General features: G+C 53.3%; 13 protein-coding genes and 1 riboswitch. Of the genes, 4 read left to right on the top strand and 9 right to left on the bottom strand.

Annotated features, from left to right (window positions below):
* Nucleotides 1–101: 101 nt before the first annotated feature.
* Complete coding sequence (locus CCALI_RS10630) at nucleotides 102–443, bottom strand: DUF190 domain-containing protein (protein WP_016483487.1); 342 nt, start codon at nucleotides 441–443, stop codon at nucleotides 102–104.
* Nucleotides 444–456: 13 nt separating this feature from the next.
* Nucleotides 457–852 (bottom strand): fluoride efflux transporter CrcB, encoded by a 396-nt coding sequence (gene crcB / locus CCALI_RS10625; protein ID WP_016483486.1) that lies wholly within the window; start codon nucleotides 850–852, stop codon nucleotides 457–459.
* A gap of 87 nt (nucleotides 853–939) precedes the next feature.
* Nucleotides 940–1,019: riboswitch (Fluoride riboswitch) on the bottom strand.
* Nucleotides 1,020–1,142: 123 nt separating this feature from the next.
* On the opposite strand from crcB, the gene recJ reads away from it, so the two are divergent.
* Together recJ and CCALI_RS10615 are read left to right on the top strand one after the other, a co-directional pair.
* The gene (recJ, locus tag CCALI_RS10620; protein ID WP_016483485.1) at nucleotides 1,143–2,930 is read left to right on the top strand and encodes a single-stranded-DNA-specific exonuclease RecJ; all 1,788 of its coding nucleotides are present in this window, start codon (nucleotides 1,143–1,145) and stop codon (nucleotides 2,928–2,930) included.
* 114 nt (nucleotides 2,931–3,044) lie between these two features.
* Nucleotides 3,045–3,497 (top strand): VOC family protein, encoded by a 453-nt coding sequence (locus CCALI_RS10615; RefSeq protein ID WP_016483484.1) that lies wholly within the window; start codon nucleotides 3,045–3,047, stop codon nucleotides 3,495–3,497.
* A gap of 12 nt (nucleotides 3,498–3,509) precedes the next feature.
* Here the strand turns inward: CCALI_RS10615 and CCALI_RS15335 are convergent, their stop codons facing one another.
* Entirely contained in the window at nucleotides 3,510–5,645 is a 2,136-nt protein-coding gene (locus tag CCALI_RS15335) for a tetratricopeptide repeat protein (protein WP_016483483.1), read from the bottom strand.
* 233 nt (nucleotides 5,646–5,878) lie between these two features.
* On the bottom strand, nucleotides 5,879–7,018 hold the full coding sequence (gene alr / locus CCALI_RS10600) for an alanine racemase (protein WP_016483482.1): 1,140 nt from the start codon (nucleotides 7,016–7,018) through the stop codon (nucleotides 5,879–5,881).
* 167 nt (nucleotides 7,019–7,185) lie between these two features.
* On the opposite strand from alr, the gene CCALI_RS10595 reads away from it, so the two are divergent.
* Entirely contained in the window at nucleotides 7,186–9,084 is a 1,899-nt protein-coding gene (locus CCALI_RS10595; RefSeq protein WP_016483481.1) for a redoxin domain-containing protein, read from the top strand.
* A gap of 75 nt (nucleotides 9,085–9,159) precedes the next feature.
* On the opposite strand, the gene CCALI_RS10590 is transcribed toward CCALI_RS10595, so the two are convergent.
* Complete coding sequence (locus tag CCALI_RS10590) at nucleotides 9,160–10,176, bottom strand: LacI family DNA-binding transcriptional regulator (protein WP_016483480.1); 1,017 nt, start codon at nucleotides 10,174–10,176, stop codon at nucleotides 9,160–9,162.
* Between the two features lie 317 nt (nucleotides 10,177–10,493).
* Between CCALI_RS10590 and CCALI_RS10585 the strand changes: the two genes are divergently transcribed.
* The gene (locus CCALI_RS10585; protein WP_016483479.1) at nucleotides 10,494–12,581 is read left to right on the top strand and encodes an alpha-L-arabinofuranosidase C-terminal domain-containing protein; all 2,088 of its coding nucleotides are present in this window, start codon (nucleotides 10,494–10,496) and stop codon (nucleotides 12,579–12,581) included.
* Nucleotides 12,582–12,646: 65 nt separating this feature from the next.
* Here the strand turns inward: CCALI_RS10585 and CCALI_RS10580 are convergent, their stop codons facing one another.
* From CCALI_RS10580 to CCALI_RS10570, 4 genes are all read right to left on the bottom strand, one after another.
* Nucleotides 12,647–12,862, bottom strand: coding sequence for a hypothetical protein (locus CCALI_RS10580; RefSeq protein ID WP_044949138.1), 216 nt, complete (start codon nucleotides 12,860–12,862; stop codon nucleotides 12,647–12,649).
* 45 nt (nucleotides 12,863–12,907) lie between these two features.
* Nucleotides 12,908–13,219, bottom strand: a complete 312-nt coding sequence (locus tag CCALI_RS16195) for a hypothetical protein (protein WP_155850540.1) — start codon at nucleotides 13,217–13,219, stop codon at nucleotides 12,908–12,910.
* A 505-nt stretch (nucleotides 13,220–13,724) separates the two neighbouring features.
* On the bottom strand, nucleotides 13,725–14,741 hold the full coding sequence (locus CCALI_RS10575) for a WD40/YVTN/BNR-like repeat-containing protein (protein WP_044950353.1): 1,017 nt from the start codon (nucleotides 14,739–14,741) through the stop codon (nucleotides 13,725–13,727).
* A 108-nt stretch (nucleotides 14,742–14,849) separates the two neighbouring features.
* Entirely contained in the window at nucleotides 14,850–18,872 is a 4,023-nt protein-coding gene (locus CCALI_RS10570; RefSeq protein WP_269431626.1) for a sugar-binding protein, read from the bottom strand.
* Nucleotides 18,873–19,247 lie beyond the last annotated feature (375 nt).

The raw sequence follows: 19,247 nt of genomic DNA, 5'->3' as shown, positions 1-19,247 counted from the left end.
AAGTCCGGCACAATTTACGGCATGAGATAGAAATCTTACCGCAGAGAGCCTCTTCAAGTCAACCGGTAACAAAGCAAAAACCATCTGTCTTGCGGTCAAGCTCACGGGGCTTGCGAATGTGTATATTTGATGATCTCGCAGTCTCGGACGGTAATAAGCCCTTCCTGAACCATCTCATCCAGAATCGGCAGAAAACCGTTGATACGCTCCGGCTGATCGATGATCTCAATGCGAATGGGTAGGTCGGTTGAGAGGTCGAGAAGCTTACTGCGATGGATGCGCGAGTTGGCTCCGTAACCGACAACCCCCTCCAGAACGGTGGCCCCGGCCAAACCTTCCTGCCGAGCGCGCTCCACAATGGCCGCATAGAGAGGCTTTCCATGCCACTTATCCGAACTGCCTATATAGATTGTGAGCACTTTGCCAATACCTTCTATCTTCATATCCTGCTACCTCCTAAACCGTTCGGCCTAAAAGCAACAAAGCACACACTCTTCCTAGATAGACCGCGAGAAAACCACCTAGAACGCTTCCGACCACATAGCCGCCAAGACGTAGCCACTCCCCATCGGAGACCAGGCCTAGCGAGTCGTTTTCGAAGGTCGAGAACGTGGTGTAGGCCCCAATGAACCCGATGGGAATGAGCAGCGTCCACCGCCTATCCCATACTAAAAGCTGCCCCAATGTCACCATAAACCCCAAGACGAAGGAGCCGGTAATGTTGATCACGAGGGTTCCTGCCGGAAACCCATTAACGTGCTGCTGAATCCATACTCCTAAAAAGTAGCGGGCGTTGGCGCCTAAAAAACCACCTACTCCCACATAGAGCATACGGAGAAAGACATCCTTCATTCTCTTAGACGAATCCTCCTCTATATGAGTTTTCCTCTACGTCGCGCGGAAGCCAGAGATACAAAAAACCCCTGATCGGCGCAACGTATCCGACCAGGAGCCATTAGCCTACAAAGCGGCGGTTCAGACGTCAAAACGTCTCGGCGGCCTCCATCACCGTTATCCATGGGTACCTATAAGTTTACCCTAGGACTCCCTTCAAGTAAAGACCGGCCTTTACGAAAAAACTTTCCGCTTCTAAAAAGGCCCCGGATAGTTTAAAATATCAGAAACCTTTCAACGAGGGCATCATGGCTTCTCCGCTCATTCGTTCCGGTATGAACGCCGATTTGGGAGGAACGGTACGTTGGCGCGTTCTTCCGCCACAGCCCGCCATCGAACAACGCCTTCTCAAAGGCGGCGATCTCCATCCCATCGTCGCGCGACTTCTGGCGCAACGCGGCATCGAAACAGTGGAAGAGGCGCACCGTTTTCTCCATCCTCATCTCGATCATCTGCACGATCCCTTCTTATTACCCGACGTAGAGCCTGCCTGCGTGCGCATCCAACAGGCCCTACATCGCCACGAACGGATTCTGGTCTATGGAGATTACGATAGCGATGGAGTGACCTCGGCAGCCCTATGGACTCGCTTGCTGCGCCGCCTCGGCGCTGAAGTGGAGGTGTTTGTACCGCATCGCAAGAGAGACGGTTACGACATCCGGCATGCGGCGATCGCACAAGCGAAGGCTCGTGGCGTGCGCCTCATCATCACAACCGACTGCGGCGTTCGCCGTGTGGAGGAGGTTGAATACGCGCGTCAGCTTGGAATAGATGTCATCATCACCGATCATCATTTGCCCCCTGAAGTTCTGCCGCGTGCCGTTGCCGTCGTCAACCCACATCGTGCCGATTCGCGCTATCCGTTTCCCTATTTAGCGGGCGTGGGAGTGGCGTTTCGTTGTGGCGAGGCCCTTGTTCGCCATCTCGGCCTAAAAGTGGAGAGCTATCGCCAAGCCTTTCTAGACCTCGTGACGATCGGCACCATCACCGACCTTATGCCCTTACTCGACGAAAATCGCGTGCTTGTTACCTTTGGACTTCAGCAGCTGCCTTACACCAAGAAGCCAGGTCTTCAGGCACTCCTTGAAGTAAGTGGGGTTCAGAAGCCCCAGGCAGAGGAGAACGCCCCCCTCCTCACGGTGCGCGACATCGGCTTTAGCCTTGGCCCCCGCCTAAATGCGGCGAGTCGTGTGGATGAAACAAAACCCGCTCTCGATCTCCTGCTGACCAGCGATCCGGGCGAGGCAAGGCGCCTCGCAGCCCTGCTGGATGCACAAAACCGCACCCGTCAGGAAGAACAGAAACGGATCTTTCAAGAGGCCATACAGCGAGTGCAGCAAGAGGGTCTGCACGAGCGAGCCTGCATCATCATCAAGGGAACGGGCTGGAGCAGCGGGATCATTGGCCTGGTGGCAGGCAAGCTTACCGAAGCGTTTCATCGCCCCTCCATTGTACTGGCATTGAACCCGCAAACCGGCGAGGGACGCGGTTCAGCGCGCTCTATCGAGGCCTTCGACCTCGGTGAGGCTCTTGAGCTGTGTCGTCCTCTCCTTATTGATGGAGGAGGCCATGCCCATGCTGCTGGGTTCTCCATTCGCCTTGAGAACGTTGCCGACCTTACCCAGCGAATGGAGGAGATCGCACGCCAACGCTTAACGGAGGAAGATCTACAACCCGTTCTCGATATAGATGCCGAGCTCAGCCCTCATCAGATTGATGAAAGGCTTCTGGAGCAGCTTGAGGGCATGGCCCCGTTCGGCATGGAGAACCCCGAGCCCATCTTCGTTAGCTATGGCGCCTTCGTCCGCTCCATCCGCCCGATCGGAAAGGAGTTCCAGCACCTCAAGCTCATCGTGGCGGCGCAAACGTCTCACGAGCCCACCACCTATCCGGCGCTCATGTGGTGGCAAGGGACCCTCGCGTCAGAGTTGGCTCCTGGCCCAGCCGACATCTGCTATCGTCTTCAACGCAACACCTACCAAGGAGAGCGTCGGATTCAACTGCTTGTGGAAGACATCCGACAGGGAAACCGCTAAGCAGCTCTAAAAAGACAAGCCAAAGGCACCTGCCGGCAGCATAAAATCGGCCAGTATTCTTCAAAATCACGTAATACAGGCTTTGCCTACATCGCGAAACAGGAGACAACCTTTATGGGAAGATCAGGGAACAATTCCGCCATTTGCGGCGGTGGGTTTCACCATGTGGCCGTGCGCGCATGGGATTTCGAAGGGGCGCTTCGCTTCTATATCGAAGGCCTTGGTTTTCGACGCGTCTACGGTTGGGGCAGAGATGAACGCAGCACAGGCGGTCGTGATACGCGCGCAGTGATGCTCGACACCGGAGACGGCAACTACTTTGAGGTTTTTGCCGGCGGCACGCCGCCATCGGAAGGAGGCCTACCGGAAGGGGCGCTTCTCCATGTGGCCCTGCGCACCAACGACTGCGATGCAGCCCTTGAGCGGGCGCGTGCCGCCGGTGCGATCGTCACTATGGAGCCGCGTACGCTCTCCATTGAAGGAGATACTCCACAGCAGTTCCGCATCGCCTTCTGTAAAGGCCCCTGTGGCGAAACGATAGAGTTTTTCCAAAACGATACGCTTTAGCCAGATGAGCTGCTATGGTAACGACGATTTGAGCAACCCACTCAGCGACGCCGAGGGCATCACGGCTCCCACATTTTTAAGCAGCTTCACACAGTCCCAATGCCGATTCGCTTGGGCAAGCTCAAGAGGTGTTTTGCCCTGATTATCCATCAGGTCATCCATGGCACCGGCCTCAAGCAGCAGGAACACACTCAATTCGCAGCCTCTGCTAGCGGCAACATGAAGAGGGGTTTGCCCGTTACAGTCGGCAAAATTCGGGTTTGCGCGGGCGCGCAGCAGACGTCGCAACGCCTCCACATGTCCTCCCTCCGCTGCCAGATAAAGAGCCGTTTTGCCAAAACGATCGCTCTCGTTTGCCTCCGCACCGGCATCGAGCAACAGATCGATGGTACGGATGTGGCCTCCAGCGGATGCTAACAGCAGCGCTGTACGCTCCATCTCCGGTTCTGTCTCATGTACGGAAGCACCTAGCGCCAACAGCAGCGCGACCGTCTCTGTGTCTCCTTGAGCCGCAGACCGCAACAAGCGCTCCGAAAGGCGGTGTATCTCTTTCCATTTCTGCTCTGTCAGGTCGGTGGGGACGCGAAACAAGTGCTCGCGCAGCCTTACCGCGAGACGTCGATCAAGCTGTGTAAGGATGAGATAGTGTTCCCGTGCCCCGTTCTGGTCTCCCAGCTCCAAACAGAGCAGCCCCATCTGATAGTGGGCAACAGGTAGATAGGGCGCAAGCTCGATGGCTTGTTGAAATGCGGCCTTCGCCTTTTCCGGTTTTTGAAGGTACCGATAGGCAAGGCCAAGGTTTACGTAGGCTAAAGGATAGTTCGGGCGAATTTGGACGGCTTTGCGAAAATGCGCTAGAGCCGCATCGAATTGGCCTGCCTGTAACAAAAGAGTGCCCAAGTTATTGTGGGCCGGAGCGTGATCTGGCACAAGATCGAGCACAGTTCGAAAGGCCTCTTTGGCCTTTGCGAACTCTCCAAGATGCAGAGAGAACATCCCCACCTGAAAGCGCGCTTCTGGATGTCCCGAATCGATAGTCACGGCGCGCTCGAAGGTCTCGAGCGCCTCTCGATAGAGGGAGAGGCGAGCACAAGCTTGCCCAAGGCGCATGAGGTTTTCAAAAGAAGGGCTTTTCTCGATCGCCCGCTTTGCCAGATCGTAGTCGCCCTCAGGGTCTTCGGTTTCTACGGGAGGAGGGGTTTTGGGTGCTTCACCTACAGGCCCCTGGTCGCGATGATGACCGTGCGAAGGAGAGGAGGGGTGCTGTTGCGGATAGGTGCAGACATAGACTTTCCCGTCAGAAGCCGCAATAGCGATGAGGCCTTTCCCGGGCGCAAGCGCAAAGGCGCGTGCCGTTATAGGAGCGACCAAGCATGAAAATGCGGGTGCTAGAGGCCTTAGGCTCCAAATATCGAGTTTACCAGTGCCTGTCCGAACCACCACTGCATGAGGGTGAAGGAAAGCCATGTCGAAAACGACCTCACCGAGTTCGAACCGCTCAACCTGCCGCTTTTCCTGCATATGCCAGCAGATCAGCTCCCCATTGGCATAGGCCGCAAGGAGATGCTCCTCTTTCGGATGGCAGGCCAAGGCCGTTACAGGTGCACCCGGCCCTGTCAACAGCGTGATCGCCTCGCCCTTCTGCAAATCCCAAACATAGATCCCTCCCTGATGAGAACCTAGGCCGGCAAAAAGAATCTTGCCATCTGCAGAAAGCGCCAACGCCGTAACCTCCCCATTATGGGGGCCCAGATCCGGCAGCACCTGCCATGTGTAGACATCCTGACAAAGGAGATGACGACTTTTCCCTCCCATTACAAGCAGCCCGTCGGCACACACCATTGTGCGCAGCGGAAAGGCAGCACGAAAAATGTGATGACAGCGCTGTTGCTCAAGATGCCAAACTCGGACTGTTCCATCTTCCGAGGCCGATGCCACCAGTTCCGCATCTAAAGCATTAACAGCCCACACCGGCTCTCGATGGTGCCCCAACACTATCGGTTCGCTGTTAGGACGTGCCTCTTGAAACCATATTGTTCCCTTTGTGCTACCCACCACGATGTGATTCTCATCGGGTGTGAAGCAAAGCGCGCTAAGACCCCCCACCGACTCCAGACCGGTTAGCTCGAACAACCTGTTGTGTTGCATTGCGCTTCTCCATAAAACTTCACGATTTTGGAAAAAGGTGGCGACACCGAGTGAACGGGACACCTTCTAGGGCAGCGTCATCGGTGTCGCCATAGAAACGTCGCATCACACTTATCTATGATAGCTAGGCTGTGAGACATGCACTGTTACCTACTTCACAAAAGGGGTGTGAAATAGTTCACAACACCTAATAGAAAATGCTCTGTGGAGGGGTGAAAGCGGAAAAAGAGGTCTTAAGGTTCAAAAAAGCGTGGGATACGCTGGGTGAGGCAGGTAGTAATTTCGTGTTCGGTTGTGCCGACGGATTTGGCTAACTCCTCTACAAAGAGGCACTCTGTGCCCTGCTTTCCGATGGCGACGGCCACATCGCCCGACTGGACGAAAGGAATCTCGGTGACATCGAGAACGGTCTGATCCATGCAGATTCGACCCAATATAGGGGCTTTTTGGCCATGCACCAGCATGTAGCCTTGGTTAGAAAGCCGACGTGGGTATCCATCTCCATATCCTATGAGAGCGGTGGCCACGCGAGAAGGGCGGGTAAGCCGATGGGTGGCTCCATAGCTAATAGAATGTCCTTGAGGCAGTTCTCGCACGGTGCCAATAGAAGCCTCAAGCTGAAGTGCTGGCAGAAATTGCGTACGCCAGAGCTGGTTCTGACGAGTACTGGGCAGTATGCCGTAGACAAGCAGGCCGGGTCGCACTAGATTCGATTCGGAGTCCAAACCTGCCAGTAACGCAGCGCTGTTGGCGCTGTGAATCCATCGGAACCTCGCTCCCGCCTTCTCTAAGGTGGAACGAACCCAATGAAAGCATTCTAGCTGCTTTTGACTAAGCTCGTCTTGAGGATTCTCGGCATCGGCAAAATGAGTGCCCAAACCGGTAAAGGCAAGACCGCGGCTCTGTGCGAGTCTCCATAGAGCGGTGGCCTCCTCGGGCAAAACGCCCGCACGTCCCATGCCGGTGTCAACTTCTAAATGGGCCTCACGACATCCGGCGGCCACGAGCGCTCTCAACACATCCTCGCTACCAATAAGGGGTGTTAGATTGTATTGCACGACCCATTCGGCCTCTTGGGGAGCGGGCACACAGAGCAGGGCGATCGGGCAGGTAATGCCAGCCCGACGGAGGCACCTTCCCTCCTCTACAGTGGCCACTCCAAGCCATTGAACCCCAGCCTCTAAAGCCGCTTTGGCCACCGCAAGCAGGCCATGCCCATATGCATCCGCCTTTACAACGGCCATAATCTCTTTAGAAGGGCCGGCAATTCTCCGAAGGGTGGCAATATTGGCGCGAATGGCTGCCAGATGAACGGTTGCCCAGGCACGCGTTTTGCCATCCTCCGCTACGGCGGGAGCATGCCCATCCTGCATAGAACCTAAAGCCCCTTTTCTAAGACCAACTGAGGTATGCTAAAAAGAAGATGATAGATGCATGTTACCTCAAAAGACAGCAAGGCGAAAAAAGGATACAATGGGGCAATCGTTTCGTAATTCTTTAGAGAAACCACGTTAACAACTTTGAAGGAGTGTGGATTAGGATGAGAAAGCTTGGCGGTTTAAAACTAGGGAGTTGGTTCTTAGTAGCGCTTGGGCTGTTGGCGCTCGTTGGATGGTCTGCTTCAGGAAGAGGGAGTTCAGAGAGGGCTTCGCTTCAGACTACCCATCTTGAGTTTCGCGATATCGCCGGACAAACCTATTCCTGGGCGACTATTGCCTCTCACAAAGCCACCGTTTTCCTCTTTCTTTCCTGTCAGTGTCCCGTCTCTAACCTTTACGGCCCACGCCTAGCCGAACTGGCGCGCCAGTTTACCGGCAAGGATGTGCAGTTTTTCGGTGTCTACCCCGACATTCAAGAGAGCCTTTCCGACATCCAACGTAATGCCAAAGAGCACGGATTTCCCTTTCCTATTGTTCAGGATAAAGCAGGTCTACTGGTCTCTCAGTTCAAAGCCGCCTACACTCCAGAAGCCGTCGTTGTCAACCGCCAGGGCAAAGTCTGTTACCGCGGGCGCATTGACGACAACGTCGTTACCACCAAAGTGACCTCCCACGATCTGCAACAGGCCATTGAAGACGTATTAGCAGGCCGTCCGGTTCCTCACCCTAATCTGCCCTCCTTCGGCTGTATCATCCGTAGAGGCCCTGTAACTTCGGTGGTGCTTCGCCCTGGGACACCCACTTATGCCCACGATGTGGCCCCCATCCTTCAAGCCCATTGCGTCGAGTGCCATCGTCCTGGGCAGGTGGCCCCCTTCTCTCTAACGACCTACAAAGACGCTGCGGCTTGGGCGCCCGACATCGTCCGCTACACGCAAAACGGCACCATGCCACCGTGGAAACCAGTACCTGGCTATGGCGACTTTATTGGCGAACATCACTATACGCTAACCTCCGCTGAGAAAGAGGTGCTGGTAAAATGGGCGAAGGCGGGTGCGCCCGCAGGCGATCTCAGCGCGACGCCCCCTATGCCCCACTACTCCTCTGGATGGCAGCTGGGGAAACCCGATCTCGTTTTCCATTCCGATCAGCCTTATCACGTGGCTGCAGATGGCGACGACGTGTACCGTAACTTTATCATCGATCCCCACTTTACCCACGATGCATGGGTGCGCGCAGTAGAGGTTCATCCCGACGCTCGGGCGGTTGTCCACCACGTTATCGTCTATGTGGATGGTCTTCATCTCTCTCCAAACGTTGAGGCGAAGTTTCATAAAGAGCATCCAGACGACAAAGAGCCCGGCTATACGAGCTTTGGTGGCCCCGGCTTTATACCCACCGGCTTCTTAGGCGGGTGGGCGCCCGGCAACGCACCTCAGTTCGCCCCTCCCGGCGTGGCCATGTGCATTCCCAAAGGCGCCCTGCTGGTTCTGCAAGTGCATTATCATAAGAACGGTGTTCCCCATACCGACCAAACTAGCTTCGGGCTTTACTTGGCCAAAGAGCCGGTTCATAAAAACGCGGTGGTCAGCATGGTAGCAAACTTCGGCTTCCACATCCCGCCGGGCGCCCCGCACTATGAAGTGGATGCGCAAACCACTGTCCCTGTAAATTGCCACGTGCTAAGCATTATGCCGCACATGCACCTGCTTGGGAAGGAGATGAAGCTTTGGGCTACGTTGCCAAATGGTAAAGAGGTGCCTCTTATCTGGATTAAAAACTGGGATTTTAACTGGCAACGCACCTATTGGTACCGCCAGCCGGTTGCCCTGCCCAAAGGCAGCGTTGTTCACCTGGTGGCCTACTACGATAACTCAAGCGACAACCCCTATAACCCCAATCGCGAGCATCCAAAAGAGGTTGGATGGGGAGAGAAAACAACCGATGAAATGTGCATCGCCTTTATATTCGCTACCATAGATTCGGAGCATCTCAATGTGATACCGCAAAATCCGGTTACCGTAGCCTCTACAAGCCCCTCTACAACATCGGCTAAGTGAAGGGCTAGAGACGAGCTTCTTTCGCCTTGCTGTGTCGTAGCTGATGCAGTAAAATTTCTGCAGAAGAAGCTGAAATCAAGTGGAAGAGCGAATAATCAGGTGTGTGGGAACTTCAACATGGCGAGGAGGCAACTCCTCGCCTTTGTAAAGGGCGTTAAGGCGTTCCATCAACATGTTGACGGCCGCATTGCATATCTCCTCCAAAGGATAGCTAAGCGTTGTAAGCGGCAGGTCGAGTTGGGAAATGAGAGGCAGATCGTCGCATCCCACAAGCCCCATATCCTGCGGAACTCGTATCCCTTTTCGCCGAAGGCCAGAGAGCACCCCTAAGGCCGTCATGTCGTTGAAGCAGAGAAGAGCGTCCGGACGCTGGGGGTCGTCGGCAATCTGCTCTGCACAAGCACGAGCTGCCCCAACATCGTAGGCGGTTCCTGGGTAGGTGTAGACGAGCGGTGCTTGCCCATTTTTCTCAGCAAACTGGTTATAAAATTGGCCTCTTACATCGTTACGTGCTACCGCTGATGCCGGAGCGACGTAGCCGATTCGCCGATAGCCTCGCTCACAAAGATGATCCACCGCCTCCTGTAGACCAGTGGTAAAGAGCGCGCGAACGCTATCCCGATTGGGCACGAGATAACCAATGACAACCACATTCTCCATATCGGGCTGCTGTGCTCGCTCCAGCACCTGAGTGGGGGTCTCGCACCAGAGGATCATGCCATCGGGCCGACGGGAGTTGAGCGTTTCCAACAGGTGTAGGTCGTTGGACTCATCGGCACGTCGGGTATTCAAAATAAACTCATAACCACGTCGTTCCAACGCGATGGCGCACAGCGATACCATGCGAGCAAAGAAGGGATTTTCTAGCCCACCAACCAAAAGCCCCACCACATGGCTCCGACGGGTGCGTAACTGTTGAGCCGCTCGGTTTACCGTGTAACCCAGTTCACGAGCCGCAGCAAGTACCCTCTGACGAGTCTCTTCCGAAACACGTGTGCTGCTCCGTGCACCATTAAGGACATAGGAGGCCGTCGCATAATGGACATTGGCAAGACGGGCGATTTCACGCAGGGTAGGCTTTCCTGTGGCCATTTTTCCACTCTCTACTCGCTAGAAAGCAAGAAACTTTTCAACGAAAGGCAGCACGAATCGATAGGAGCAAGACGAATAGAGTCCTCTCTTGACCTAACGTTCAGCTTGATGTCATCATAAATTATATAGCACACGAAAACCAACTTGGTCAATGTGTGCCAAGCCATTTACAAAGCCGAGACAGAGAAAGACACTCCTATGAAAGGCCGCAACCAACGGTGAAAAACGTTTTTTCCTTTCCTCGAAACCTGCTCCAAATCGTTTTCGGCATCCTGATCTGTTGTTCCACGTTTTCCAAGAAAGGACAAGCAAACTCCATGCCAGTACCTCATCACCGGCCCTCACTCTATCTCTACACACGCACAACCGATGCTACCACCACGATTACCGTGAATGCAACGGAACCCTACGGTACCCCCATCTCACCGGATATCTTCGGAAACTTCCTTGAAGACCTCGGCCATGCCATTGAAAGAGGCATTCTCGCCGATGCTATCCTCAATCCGAGCCTCGAGCCGGAGAGCCCGTCCAACACCGCTCCACCTTTTTGGACTCTGCAAGGAGATGCCACTTGGGTAGAAGGCGGCTACTACTCTCCTCATGCCGTTCAGCTCGCCAGTGCAGCAAATGCTCTCAAGGCCGATACCGGAGTTCCTACCAAATCATCGCAAGATTCTTCGGGTCAAGGTACAAGCTCGCTCAACGAAGGTCGCCTTGAACAGATCGTATTTCTGCCGGTTACTCGCGACCCACGCTATCGTTTCGAAGCGCTCTGTCGCAGTTTAGGAGCTGAGGGCACCATTGAGCTACGCATAGAGGGCACAGAGGCCCGTGAAGGGCAGGTGTTTGCGAAACACCCTATCTCTGTACATGGCAGCACATGGCAAAAGATTACCTTCACTTTTTCGGTTCAAGAAGCCACCCCTCAGAAAGGCGAGGCCTATCGTTTCGTGCTCGCCCATACGAGCGGAGACCCAGTGATCGTGGATCGCATCTCGCTAATGCCAACCGATAACATCGCTGGGCTTGACCCCGAAGTGGTGGCTCGTGCCCGTGAATGGCATATTCCCATTCTACGCTACCCCGGCGGAAACTTTTCAAGCGGCTATCACTGGGAAGACGGTATAGGCCATCTTGACCGACGCCCTAGCTCGCGCAACCCGGCCTGGGGCGGCATACAGAGCAATCGTTTCGGCACGGACGAGTTCCTGCATTTTTGCCATCTACTGCACATACAGCCCCAGATCACCGTGAATGCGGGCGATGGCACACCGGAGAACGCTGCCGCCTGGGTCGCCTACTGCAACGGCGCGCCCGATTCCAGCGTCTACGCCCGAATGCGCGCCGAAAACGGCCATCCAGCCCCCTACGGTGTAAAGATATGGGAAGTGGGCAACGAGCTTTACGGGGGCTGGCAGATAGGCCATACCGACGCTCAAGGTAATGCCCAACGCTTTGTTCGATTTCGTGATGCCATGCTCCAGGCAGACCCCACCATAAAGCTTATCGCTACCGGTAAGGGCGACGAGTTCACCCCAGAAGGATTATCGCGCGACGCCGCTTGGAACGAGGCGCTACTCCGCAGAAGTCTGGAAGAAGGGAATCGTCCTCCCGACTACCTCTCCATCCATCCGCTGCTGCCTTTACCGGAGGCGGCAGGGGCGCCAGACTACGACGATCAGTATCAAAGCGCTATGGCCTTTCCTACCTTCCTCGACAGAGTGATGTTTCCTGGATTGGTGCACCTTATTCAACAGGTGGAGGGGCCCCAGCCTCACACACGTCTGGCAGTTACCGAATGGGGCATTATTGTTGGGGGACCTAACTGGCGTAGCGTGCCAAACCACAGCACCTTTTCAGGGGCCATCTTTAATGCTCTCATGCTTAACGCGATGATGCGCCATAGCGATCTTATCTCCATCGCCAATATGACGGGCTTTATGCACGGTGGTTGCATTGAAAAGGTACGTGGAGTTGTCTATGTAGACCCTCAATACTACACCCAACAGCTCTATGCAGCGGCCAAGCCCTACTACCCGGTGGCCATCCATATCGAAGGGCCAGGCCAGGACGTTCCAGCGCGTGGCCGCCTCCAGGCCGTAACCGATGTGCCCGATGTGGATGCCTTTGCCGCCCTTACCAAAGACCGTAACACGCTGACTCTCTTTCTCGTAAACCGTTTGATAGAGGGCGAGCGCCAGGTGCGAATCGAACTCAGCGGTTTTGATGCCCGAAGCGCTTCCGCCACCATTCTCACGGCAGATAGCCCTATGGCCGACAACGACTGGACACATCCCGATCGCATTAAGCCGCAACCCTATTCCCTGCCTAAGGACCTTCTAACAGGAACGGTCTCACTCCACCTGCCGGCTCATACGCTTCTAGTGCTCACCCTTCACCGTTAGGAAGGGACAGCAAAATTTCGTTGTTACATCTTGCCGATCCCGCAGGCGTAACCAGGGGATGGAAGTTATTCACCATAAGCCGGTATGGTCTGAGCAAAGAGCTTCCTATCTACGTCGTCCTCCTCGAAGAGGCGCCCTTGAGCAATGTCCTCATCCCCCGAAAGGGTTAACATGTTACCGGGCAACAGTTGCTGCTTCAAATAGTCCACGAAGGCTTGAGTCTTTTGCTCGCTCAGGTAGCATCCCAGAATATGTGTCGGCTTGGACACGTCTATAGGCATGAAGAGCATATCCCCCGACCGATAAGGGGTTGGCACCAGTCCTGTCTAAGATCGTGTGGGAATCCACCTGACGAGGCCACACCAAAGGCGATGGAGATATCGGCCTTGACAGTCCCCCAGATAATATCTACAGAGGGTCGTTGCGTTGCGATAAGATGAATGCCCGTTGCGTGTGCCAACTGCGCCAAACGGCAGATGGAGTTTTCGGCCTCGGCACGCCGTGCTGGAGATGAGAGCGGCTAACTCGTCCACAATCAGCACAATGTAAGGAAGCCTCTCTTCGAGAGATACCTTTTCGTTGTAACTATCAATGTTGCGCAACCCCATACGGGCAAAGCGATCGTAGCTGCGATCCATTTCGCGAAGAGCCGTGTGAAATATAGCCCGGCAGCAAGCTTTACCTCCCTCAAGACCGGATGCAGCAGATGAAGGATATCATCTCATAGGCTCAATTCCACGTGCTTTGGGTCTACCCATCAGCAGGCGTGCCTTTGAAGGAGTGGTGCGATAGACCAAGCGCGCGAGGTAATAAACCCCAAAAATCGTTGCTCCCTTCTGAGAAACTTTTTCATGTCCCAAAGCCACTCATCACACGCAATGCACAAGCTTGAGGTTATTTTCTCGCAACTTAAATCCGGCTTAGCAGGTCAAAGGATAAGTTTTGTTGAGACGGATGGAAGAAGGGTGCCCTCTGAAAACCTTGCTCCTGTGGACGATATAGGGTTTTTTGAAGGGCAGCGAGCCATGCCAGCCTCATAGTTCATTTCAGCCACCTCTCAACGCTCGGTGTTTTGGGCTTCGCTGCGTAAGGTTCTAGCGCGAACGTAGCAGGATGTAAAGGGTTTAGCAAATTGATGGGCTACTACCATCTTTGGAGAATAGCCACGATATCATCGGGGACGAGAGTGGGCTCATAGCCCACAGCCCAGAGGTAGCCAGGGCCAATGGAGGCAATTGCGTTTAATTGCTTATATCCACTTAATACAACCTGCCATGTCTTGCCATAATCGTGTGTTTCGTAAAGACAATCGGTGATGTGATAGACATCGCTATTATCTATGGAGGCGAAGCCGTCCCCTATTTGGTCAATCCATAAGGCAACGACCCTTCTTTCCGTTGGCAGTTTCAACCATTCCCAACTTTCTCCTCCGTCCTTGGTAAAGAGAAGCTTGCCCCCTTCCAAACCAATCCAGCCCATCCTACTTGTAGGGAAACACATCGCTGCGAATGCCTGAGCGGGCATCTCCTCAGGCAAAGGAAGGACCTTCCAAGTCTTCCCTCCATCCTCACTTTTTAAAAGCCGCGCCATCCAATTCCCCTCTTTGTAGGCACCTCCCCAAACATAGAGAACATAGCCATTACGGCTTGGCACATCTGCAGGAATAGCTATTTTATATGCTTGTCCGATTAAGTTATCAAAATTCACTTCCTTCCAGGTTTTACCTCCGTCGGAAGTATGAAAGGAGGGGTTCCATCCAGAGATAATCCACCCTTCTTTCCCCCGGAAAAACATATCCCAATAACCGCTCAATTTACCCTCCAATGCCTCTACCCTCTCCCAACTCTTTCCTCCATCCTTCGTATGCCAGAGGAATACCTTTCCCCTTCCTCCAGGATGATGTCCCTCCAAAAGGTAAACTTCGCCCGGGGCCACAACCCTTATCCTGATCCAATCTCCTCGAGGTTCTTCTCTTTCCCAGGATAACCCTCCATCCTTTGTCATGAACACTCCACCATATCCACAGGCCCAGCCTTCATTTAAATTAACAAAGTCAACATCGGAAAGATGATAATGGGGGTCCCCTCTTCCGAACGGCCCTCCGCTCCCTCCGGTGTCGATTACCAGAAAGGAGGAGGGTTTCTCCTCGTTCGCTTGCATTAGGGGGTAAGTATGGCCCTGCCATTGACCTTGCCCCCAGGCTACATGGAGGCTCAAAACGATATTAAGGAACATAAGGATAAGCAAAGCCCACTTACCCCGCATCTCTCATTCCTCCACCTGGAACTTCCCCCAATAAGAGGGATTTATCTGGGATTCCGAGAAAACATCGGATATCATAGCGCCCAAAGGATTGCTCCAGAACATCCTCAGTTCATCTGTCTTCCCCAATTTATCGGAGTAAATGACCCCAAAGTCTCCCCTATAATACTTGCCCTTTTCCGGTTTGAAACCTATATCCGCCAACGGGATTACTATCCTTGCGCTATAGTTATCGCTTCCCCTATCGAAGACCACCTTAGCATCTTTCAAAATTTCGACCTGGTCTATCAGGGTGGTGCCTACGGGAGAGGAGAAACGATAGGGCTGGGTTGTACCGGGCACCTTGTAGTTATAAAGGACAGCAATTGGTTCCCCATGGAAGACACTAAAGAGCAGACGGATATCTCCAGGAAGAACATTGGGGGAATCGTTATCAGGGGTCGTACGCAACTCAAACAGAAGGGCATCGCCAGTCTTGAACAGTAACTGCCAATCCTGGCCATTGTTTATCATAGGGGTATCGTCCGCTACTCCCTGAAATGCTATGTAGAGATTTTTGTCATCGTAGCTCCAGGTTGCTCTCTCCACAGAGTGATTCATATCGTAGCTCCAGCTTGCAACCCTGGGGTCGGACCAATCAAAATCGTCGTAACTGGGAACACCCTCGATTGCCTTTTTCATCCGAGTTATCGCTAAAGTTCTTCTCTGCGCTTCTTCTTTTGCCCGTTCCCTAAAGAGTTTTTCCGCCTTAGCGTAATCGGCCCTGCTGAAGATGATCCTCTGCGTAGTAAGGCGATGAATATTCGCTAAACCCATTACCCTAGCAACAACCGATGCTTCCCTACAACTTCCAACAGGCCCCTCTAGGTAGTAATGACCGTCAATGGGGTTTTGAAAGAAGTTCCCGTTGAACGGTTCCCCGCCAGCCGTACAATCTTTTATGCTCATTCCTCTCCGTGGTTCATCGGGCAAAGCATCGGGGGCACCTCGGGCATCCTGGAAGAGATTGGCTATGTACAAACCATCAATGGTCATAAAATAGGTCTCGCCCATGACGCCTCTTAAGGCAAATACCTCTCCCACTCCATGCCCTACCTCCACAGAGCCACAAACAAAGAGAGGGCCTATCACCCTTCCTCTTTTGGAGTGGGGAGCGGTAAAGGCACCATGCTCACCTGGCCAGGGATTTGGGTAGCTCCAAAGAAGCTTACCCTCAGGGGAAAATAGCATCATCGGGTTTTCCCCTAAAAGCACCTTCCCCTCCTTGTCGGCCCAGCTGAAAGAGTCGGGAAAGCCCGCAACCGGCATATCCACTATCTTTTTAGCATCATGGGGGTCGTAGATCGGTGCACCCACCTCATTCCATCCTTTTAAAGGAAGACACCACAACTGAAGCCTCTTCCCATCCTTGCTTTTCCCTGAGAAGTAGAGGTTAAGCTCCCCATCATAGGCGGTCTGCCATCCTCTTCCCCAAAGTCGCATTCCTCCTAATTCGTCCTTCCGGAAGAACCTCATCTCCCCCTCATCTACCAGACCATTGCCGTTCTTATCTATCCAAAGGTACATACTTCGAACGTCAGGCTCAGCTAGCATATAATAGACATCGGGGCCGAAAAGAGGGTCCAAACCATTGAAAGCTCGTGGGTACTTCCTTTTCAGCTCTTCCAACCTTTTGGGGTCATCAACGAGATTTTTGAGGATAATATCAGGCCACTCTTCGCCCGTGCGGTATAGCTCGATTAGGGAGCCCATAGCGCAAAGGGGTTTGGCATAGGTATCGTGCAACTCCGCAATGATAGTTGTGAAGGAGTCGTTTGCAATAAGAAGCTTCCTTCCTTTGTAGTTGATAACCTCCATTCTTAGATTCGCAAATGGGTCTGGATCGAGATGGAAGAGGTCATTAGGAGCGGCAGGGCGGTGCAATGTCCCAATAACTCTCCAAAGACCTTTATCCCAATTCAGTTCACAGATGTTGCCGAGCACAAAAGCCATCCTTGGATTTAGGCGATTTATGAAGGCACCCATACTTCCATAGTGCGTCGTTCCGCAAAACTCTTTCAGAAATTTTCCCGTCTGGGTATCCCAGACACTTATTCGGCGAGGAGAGGAATCGTATTCCGCAACCCACAGACGCCCTTCTGCATCAACAGCAAGCTCGAAGGGCCTGAACATGCCCTCGGGGTCATAGGGACCATTCAAAGGTCGTCCACCCAATTTGCCGATCGTTAGAAGCAGCTGTCCCTCCGGAGAGAACTTCTTAACGCACATTGCGTCTCCCCAGTCGGAGACATAGAGATTGCCCATTGAATCTAAAGCTAGACCTACCGGAGCGGAAAGCCCCGAGGTTACAATGGGACTAATATTTCCGTTCTCTTCGATCCTTACAACCCTTTTTCCGCTTATCGCGTAGAGCCTTCCTGCTTTATCACAGGCGAGCCCAGCGGGTCTCTCAATCGCAATTTCCCCGATGGCTTTTCCTTCATCGAGGTTGACGACGATGATCTTATTTTCGTAGTACAAGGAGGCATAGAGTTTTCCTCCTCCTATGGCTAACCCCATCGTTTGCCTTTGGCACCAATCGGCATTGAAACCGTGCGTAGCCACTACCTCTCCCTCGGGGCGCCTCGGCTTCCACCATTTCTCTATAGGAGGTAGGGTGGCTATGGCATGGGTATCCTTCCCATCGCTCCAGGGGGCAAATTTTCCAGTCCTAGCATCTATTCTCCTTATTGCGACCTCATTCTCGGGGATACCCCAAATGGTAGATGGGTGGGCACCACCAAGCAGGACATAAAGATAGCCGTTTTGGACTGCCAAAGGACCAGCAGATATACCGGGGATACCCCATTGGCGCTGACCTTTATAATCCATCTTCATAACCGCACAAGCCCCTTCTGCATAAGGGCAGGCAACATAGACGCCCTCTTGATCTGTAGTAATGGCGAAGGGGTCGGCATGGTTAGAGAGCCACCCCCCTGTTCCCGTGGAATTATCATAAGGGGGATTGCCGGGATTGCCGTAGGCAAACTCATAACGGATATCCAAAGGAGCGTGATACAGACCTCTCACTCGATATTCGCCCGGCCCGACCAGCTTGCCATTATCATCCGTTCCATCCCAATAATCTATGTTATATCCCTTCTTGCGAGGATAATCGCTAATGAGGTTTTTGACCCTCGTGCCATCTGGTTTTTCGATTACGAGGGTAACTCCGGCATCAAAAGGCAAATAGTATTTGATCGCCACGGGGCCCCGAGTTGAATACTCCATTTTCTCAAGGCGCTCTGCATCGGAGAGGAGTTGTAGGGAGGATGATGGCGAGAGGTTCCCCTTGGCCATAAATCTGAGGCTTCCCCAAGCCTCGGGGGTAGTCCAGAAAAACTCCCTCTGCATTCTTTGAGGGTTCACCACATCCGCATAGCGAAGCTCCGGCCAATCTTTGCCGGAGGGCGACCCCCAGAATATCTCCAATCCTAATCTCCAAACATCTCCGGGCTTTGGTGGTTTGCCGCTTTTAGTTATCAATTTCCACGGAATGGCAAGCTCTTGTGTGTAGCCGTTGCCATCTGTATCCTTGAGGAAAGCCTCCTTAGCCCCCCTGGAGAGGGCATCATTCAAATCGGCGTAATCGGGGTCGCTCTTATCCCACATTCCGTAGTGGATTTGCATGCAGGGTTGTTTACGGTCGGTGAAGTACCAAGCGGTGATATGGCAGATCCTATCGCTTTGGAGACGAATCTGCACACAATCCGATTTCCAGCCCTCCCCTGGTTGCGTATTAGGGTCTATGTGGTTGACCATGGGGCTTTTGTCTTTTATATGAAAGGCGAAGTAAAGGTAGTTCTTGTCGTACATTGCAGCGGCGATGGCGGAATGAGAATTTATAAGTCTGCGGACATCGTAGCAGATAAGGATTTTTCCACTGAGGTCCCAATCATTGAGTTTGCCATCTATGACGACCTTTCCTGGTGCAGGAACGGCTCTTAACTCGTAGTTATTCGTTTGCTGGGAGAGGGCGTCAAGCGCCATCCCTAAAAGCCCCATTCCTATAAAAACGGTGAAAAGCCATTTTCGCATCTATGAACCCTCTTTTTGTGATGCAATGAACTTTGTGGCGTAGGCAACTGACTCTATTTTAACAGAACCATGGAGTGACGTCAACTATCCGACAAATGATTTAGACAACAAAGCCACGTTGCGTACCTTCCACCGCTACCACACCCACTTAGCGCGCAAAAACCGTTCGGCTCATACGCTTCTAGTGCTCACCCTTCACCGTTAGGAAGAGACAGCAAAATTTCGTTGTTACATCTTGCCGATACTGCGCTAAATGGCGTAAACTAGAGGATAGAAAGAGAGGGGGATCTGTTAGAATTACGGCTCTCTCGTCACCATTCATCAGTA

The sequence above is a fragment of the Chthonomonas calidirosea T49 genome (assembly GCF_000427095.1).
Lineage (GTDB): Bacteria > Armatimonadota > Chthonomonadetes > Chthonomonadales > Chthonomonadaceae > Chthonomonas > Chthonomonas calidirosea.
Note: the sequence above shows the minus strand (reverse complement) of the source record. Positions and strands in the feature narration are given on the sequence as shown.

What these genes read in the sequence shown, in the direction of transcription:
- CCALI_RS10585 (WP_016483479.1), top strand. Translation starts at nt 10,494, where the DNA reads ATGCCAGTACCTCATCACCGGCCCTCACTCTATCTCTACACACGCACA.
- CCALI_RS16195 (WP_155850540.1), bottom strand. Translation starts at nt 13,219, where the DNA reads ATGGATCGCAGCTACGATCGCTTTGCCCGTATGGGGTTGCGCAACATT.
- CCALI_RS10630 (WP_016483487.1), bottom strand. Translation starts at nt 443, where the DNA reads ATGAAGATAGAAGGTATTGGCAAAGTGCTCACAATCTATATAGGCAGT.
- CCALI_RS10580 (WP_044949138.1), bottom strand. Translation starts at nt 12,862, where the DNA reads ATGCCTATAGACGTGTCCAAGCCGACACATATTCTGGGATGCTACCTG.
- recJ (WP_016483485.1), top strand. Translation starts at nt 1,143, where the DNA reads ATGGCTTCTCCGCTCATTCGTTCCGGTATGAACGCCGATTTGGGAGGA.
- CCALI_RS10570 (WP_269431626.1), bottom strand. Translation starts at nt 18,872, where the DNA reads ATGGCGCTTGACGCCCTCTCCCAGCAAACGAATAACTACGAGTTAAGA.
- CCALI_RS10575 (WP_044950353.1), bottom strand. Translation starts at nt 14,741, where the DNA reads ATGCAAGCGAACGAGGAGAAACCCTCCTCCTTTCTGGTAATCGACACC.
- CCALI_RS10590 (WP_016483480.1), bottom strand. Translation starts at nt 10,176, where the DNA reads ATGGCCACAGGAAAGCCTACCCTGCGTGAAATCGCCCGTCTTGCCAAT.
- CCALI_RS10595 (WP_016483481.1), top strand. Translation starts at nt 7,186, where the DNA reads ATGAGAAAGCTTGGCGGTTTAAAACTAGGGAGTTGGTTCTTAGTAGCG.
- CCALI_RS15335 (WP_016483483.1), bottom strand. Translation starts at nt 5,645, where the DNA reads ATGCAACACAACAGGTTGTTCGAGCTAACCGGTCTGGAGTCGGTGGGG.
- alr (WP_016483482.1), bottom strand. Translation starts at nt 7,018, where the DNA reads ATGCAGGATGGGCATGCTCCCGCCGTAGCGGAGGATGGCAAAACGCGT.
- CCALI_RS10615 (WP_016483484.1), top strand. Translation starts at nt 3,045, where the DNA reads ATGGGAAGATCAGGGAACAATTCCGCCATTTGCGGCGGTGGGTTTCAC.
- crcB (WP_016483486.1), bottom strand. Translation starts at nt 852, where the DNA reads ATGAAGGATGTCTTTCTCCGTATGCTCTATGTGGGAGTAGGTGGTTTT.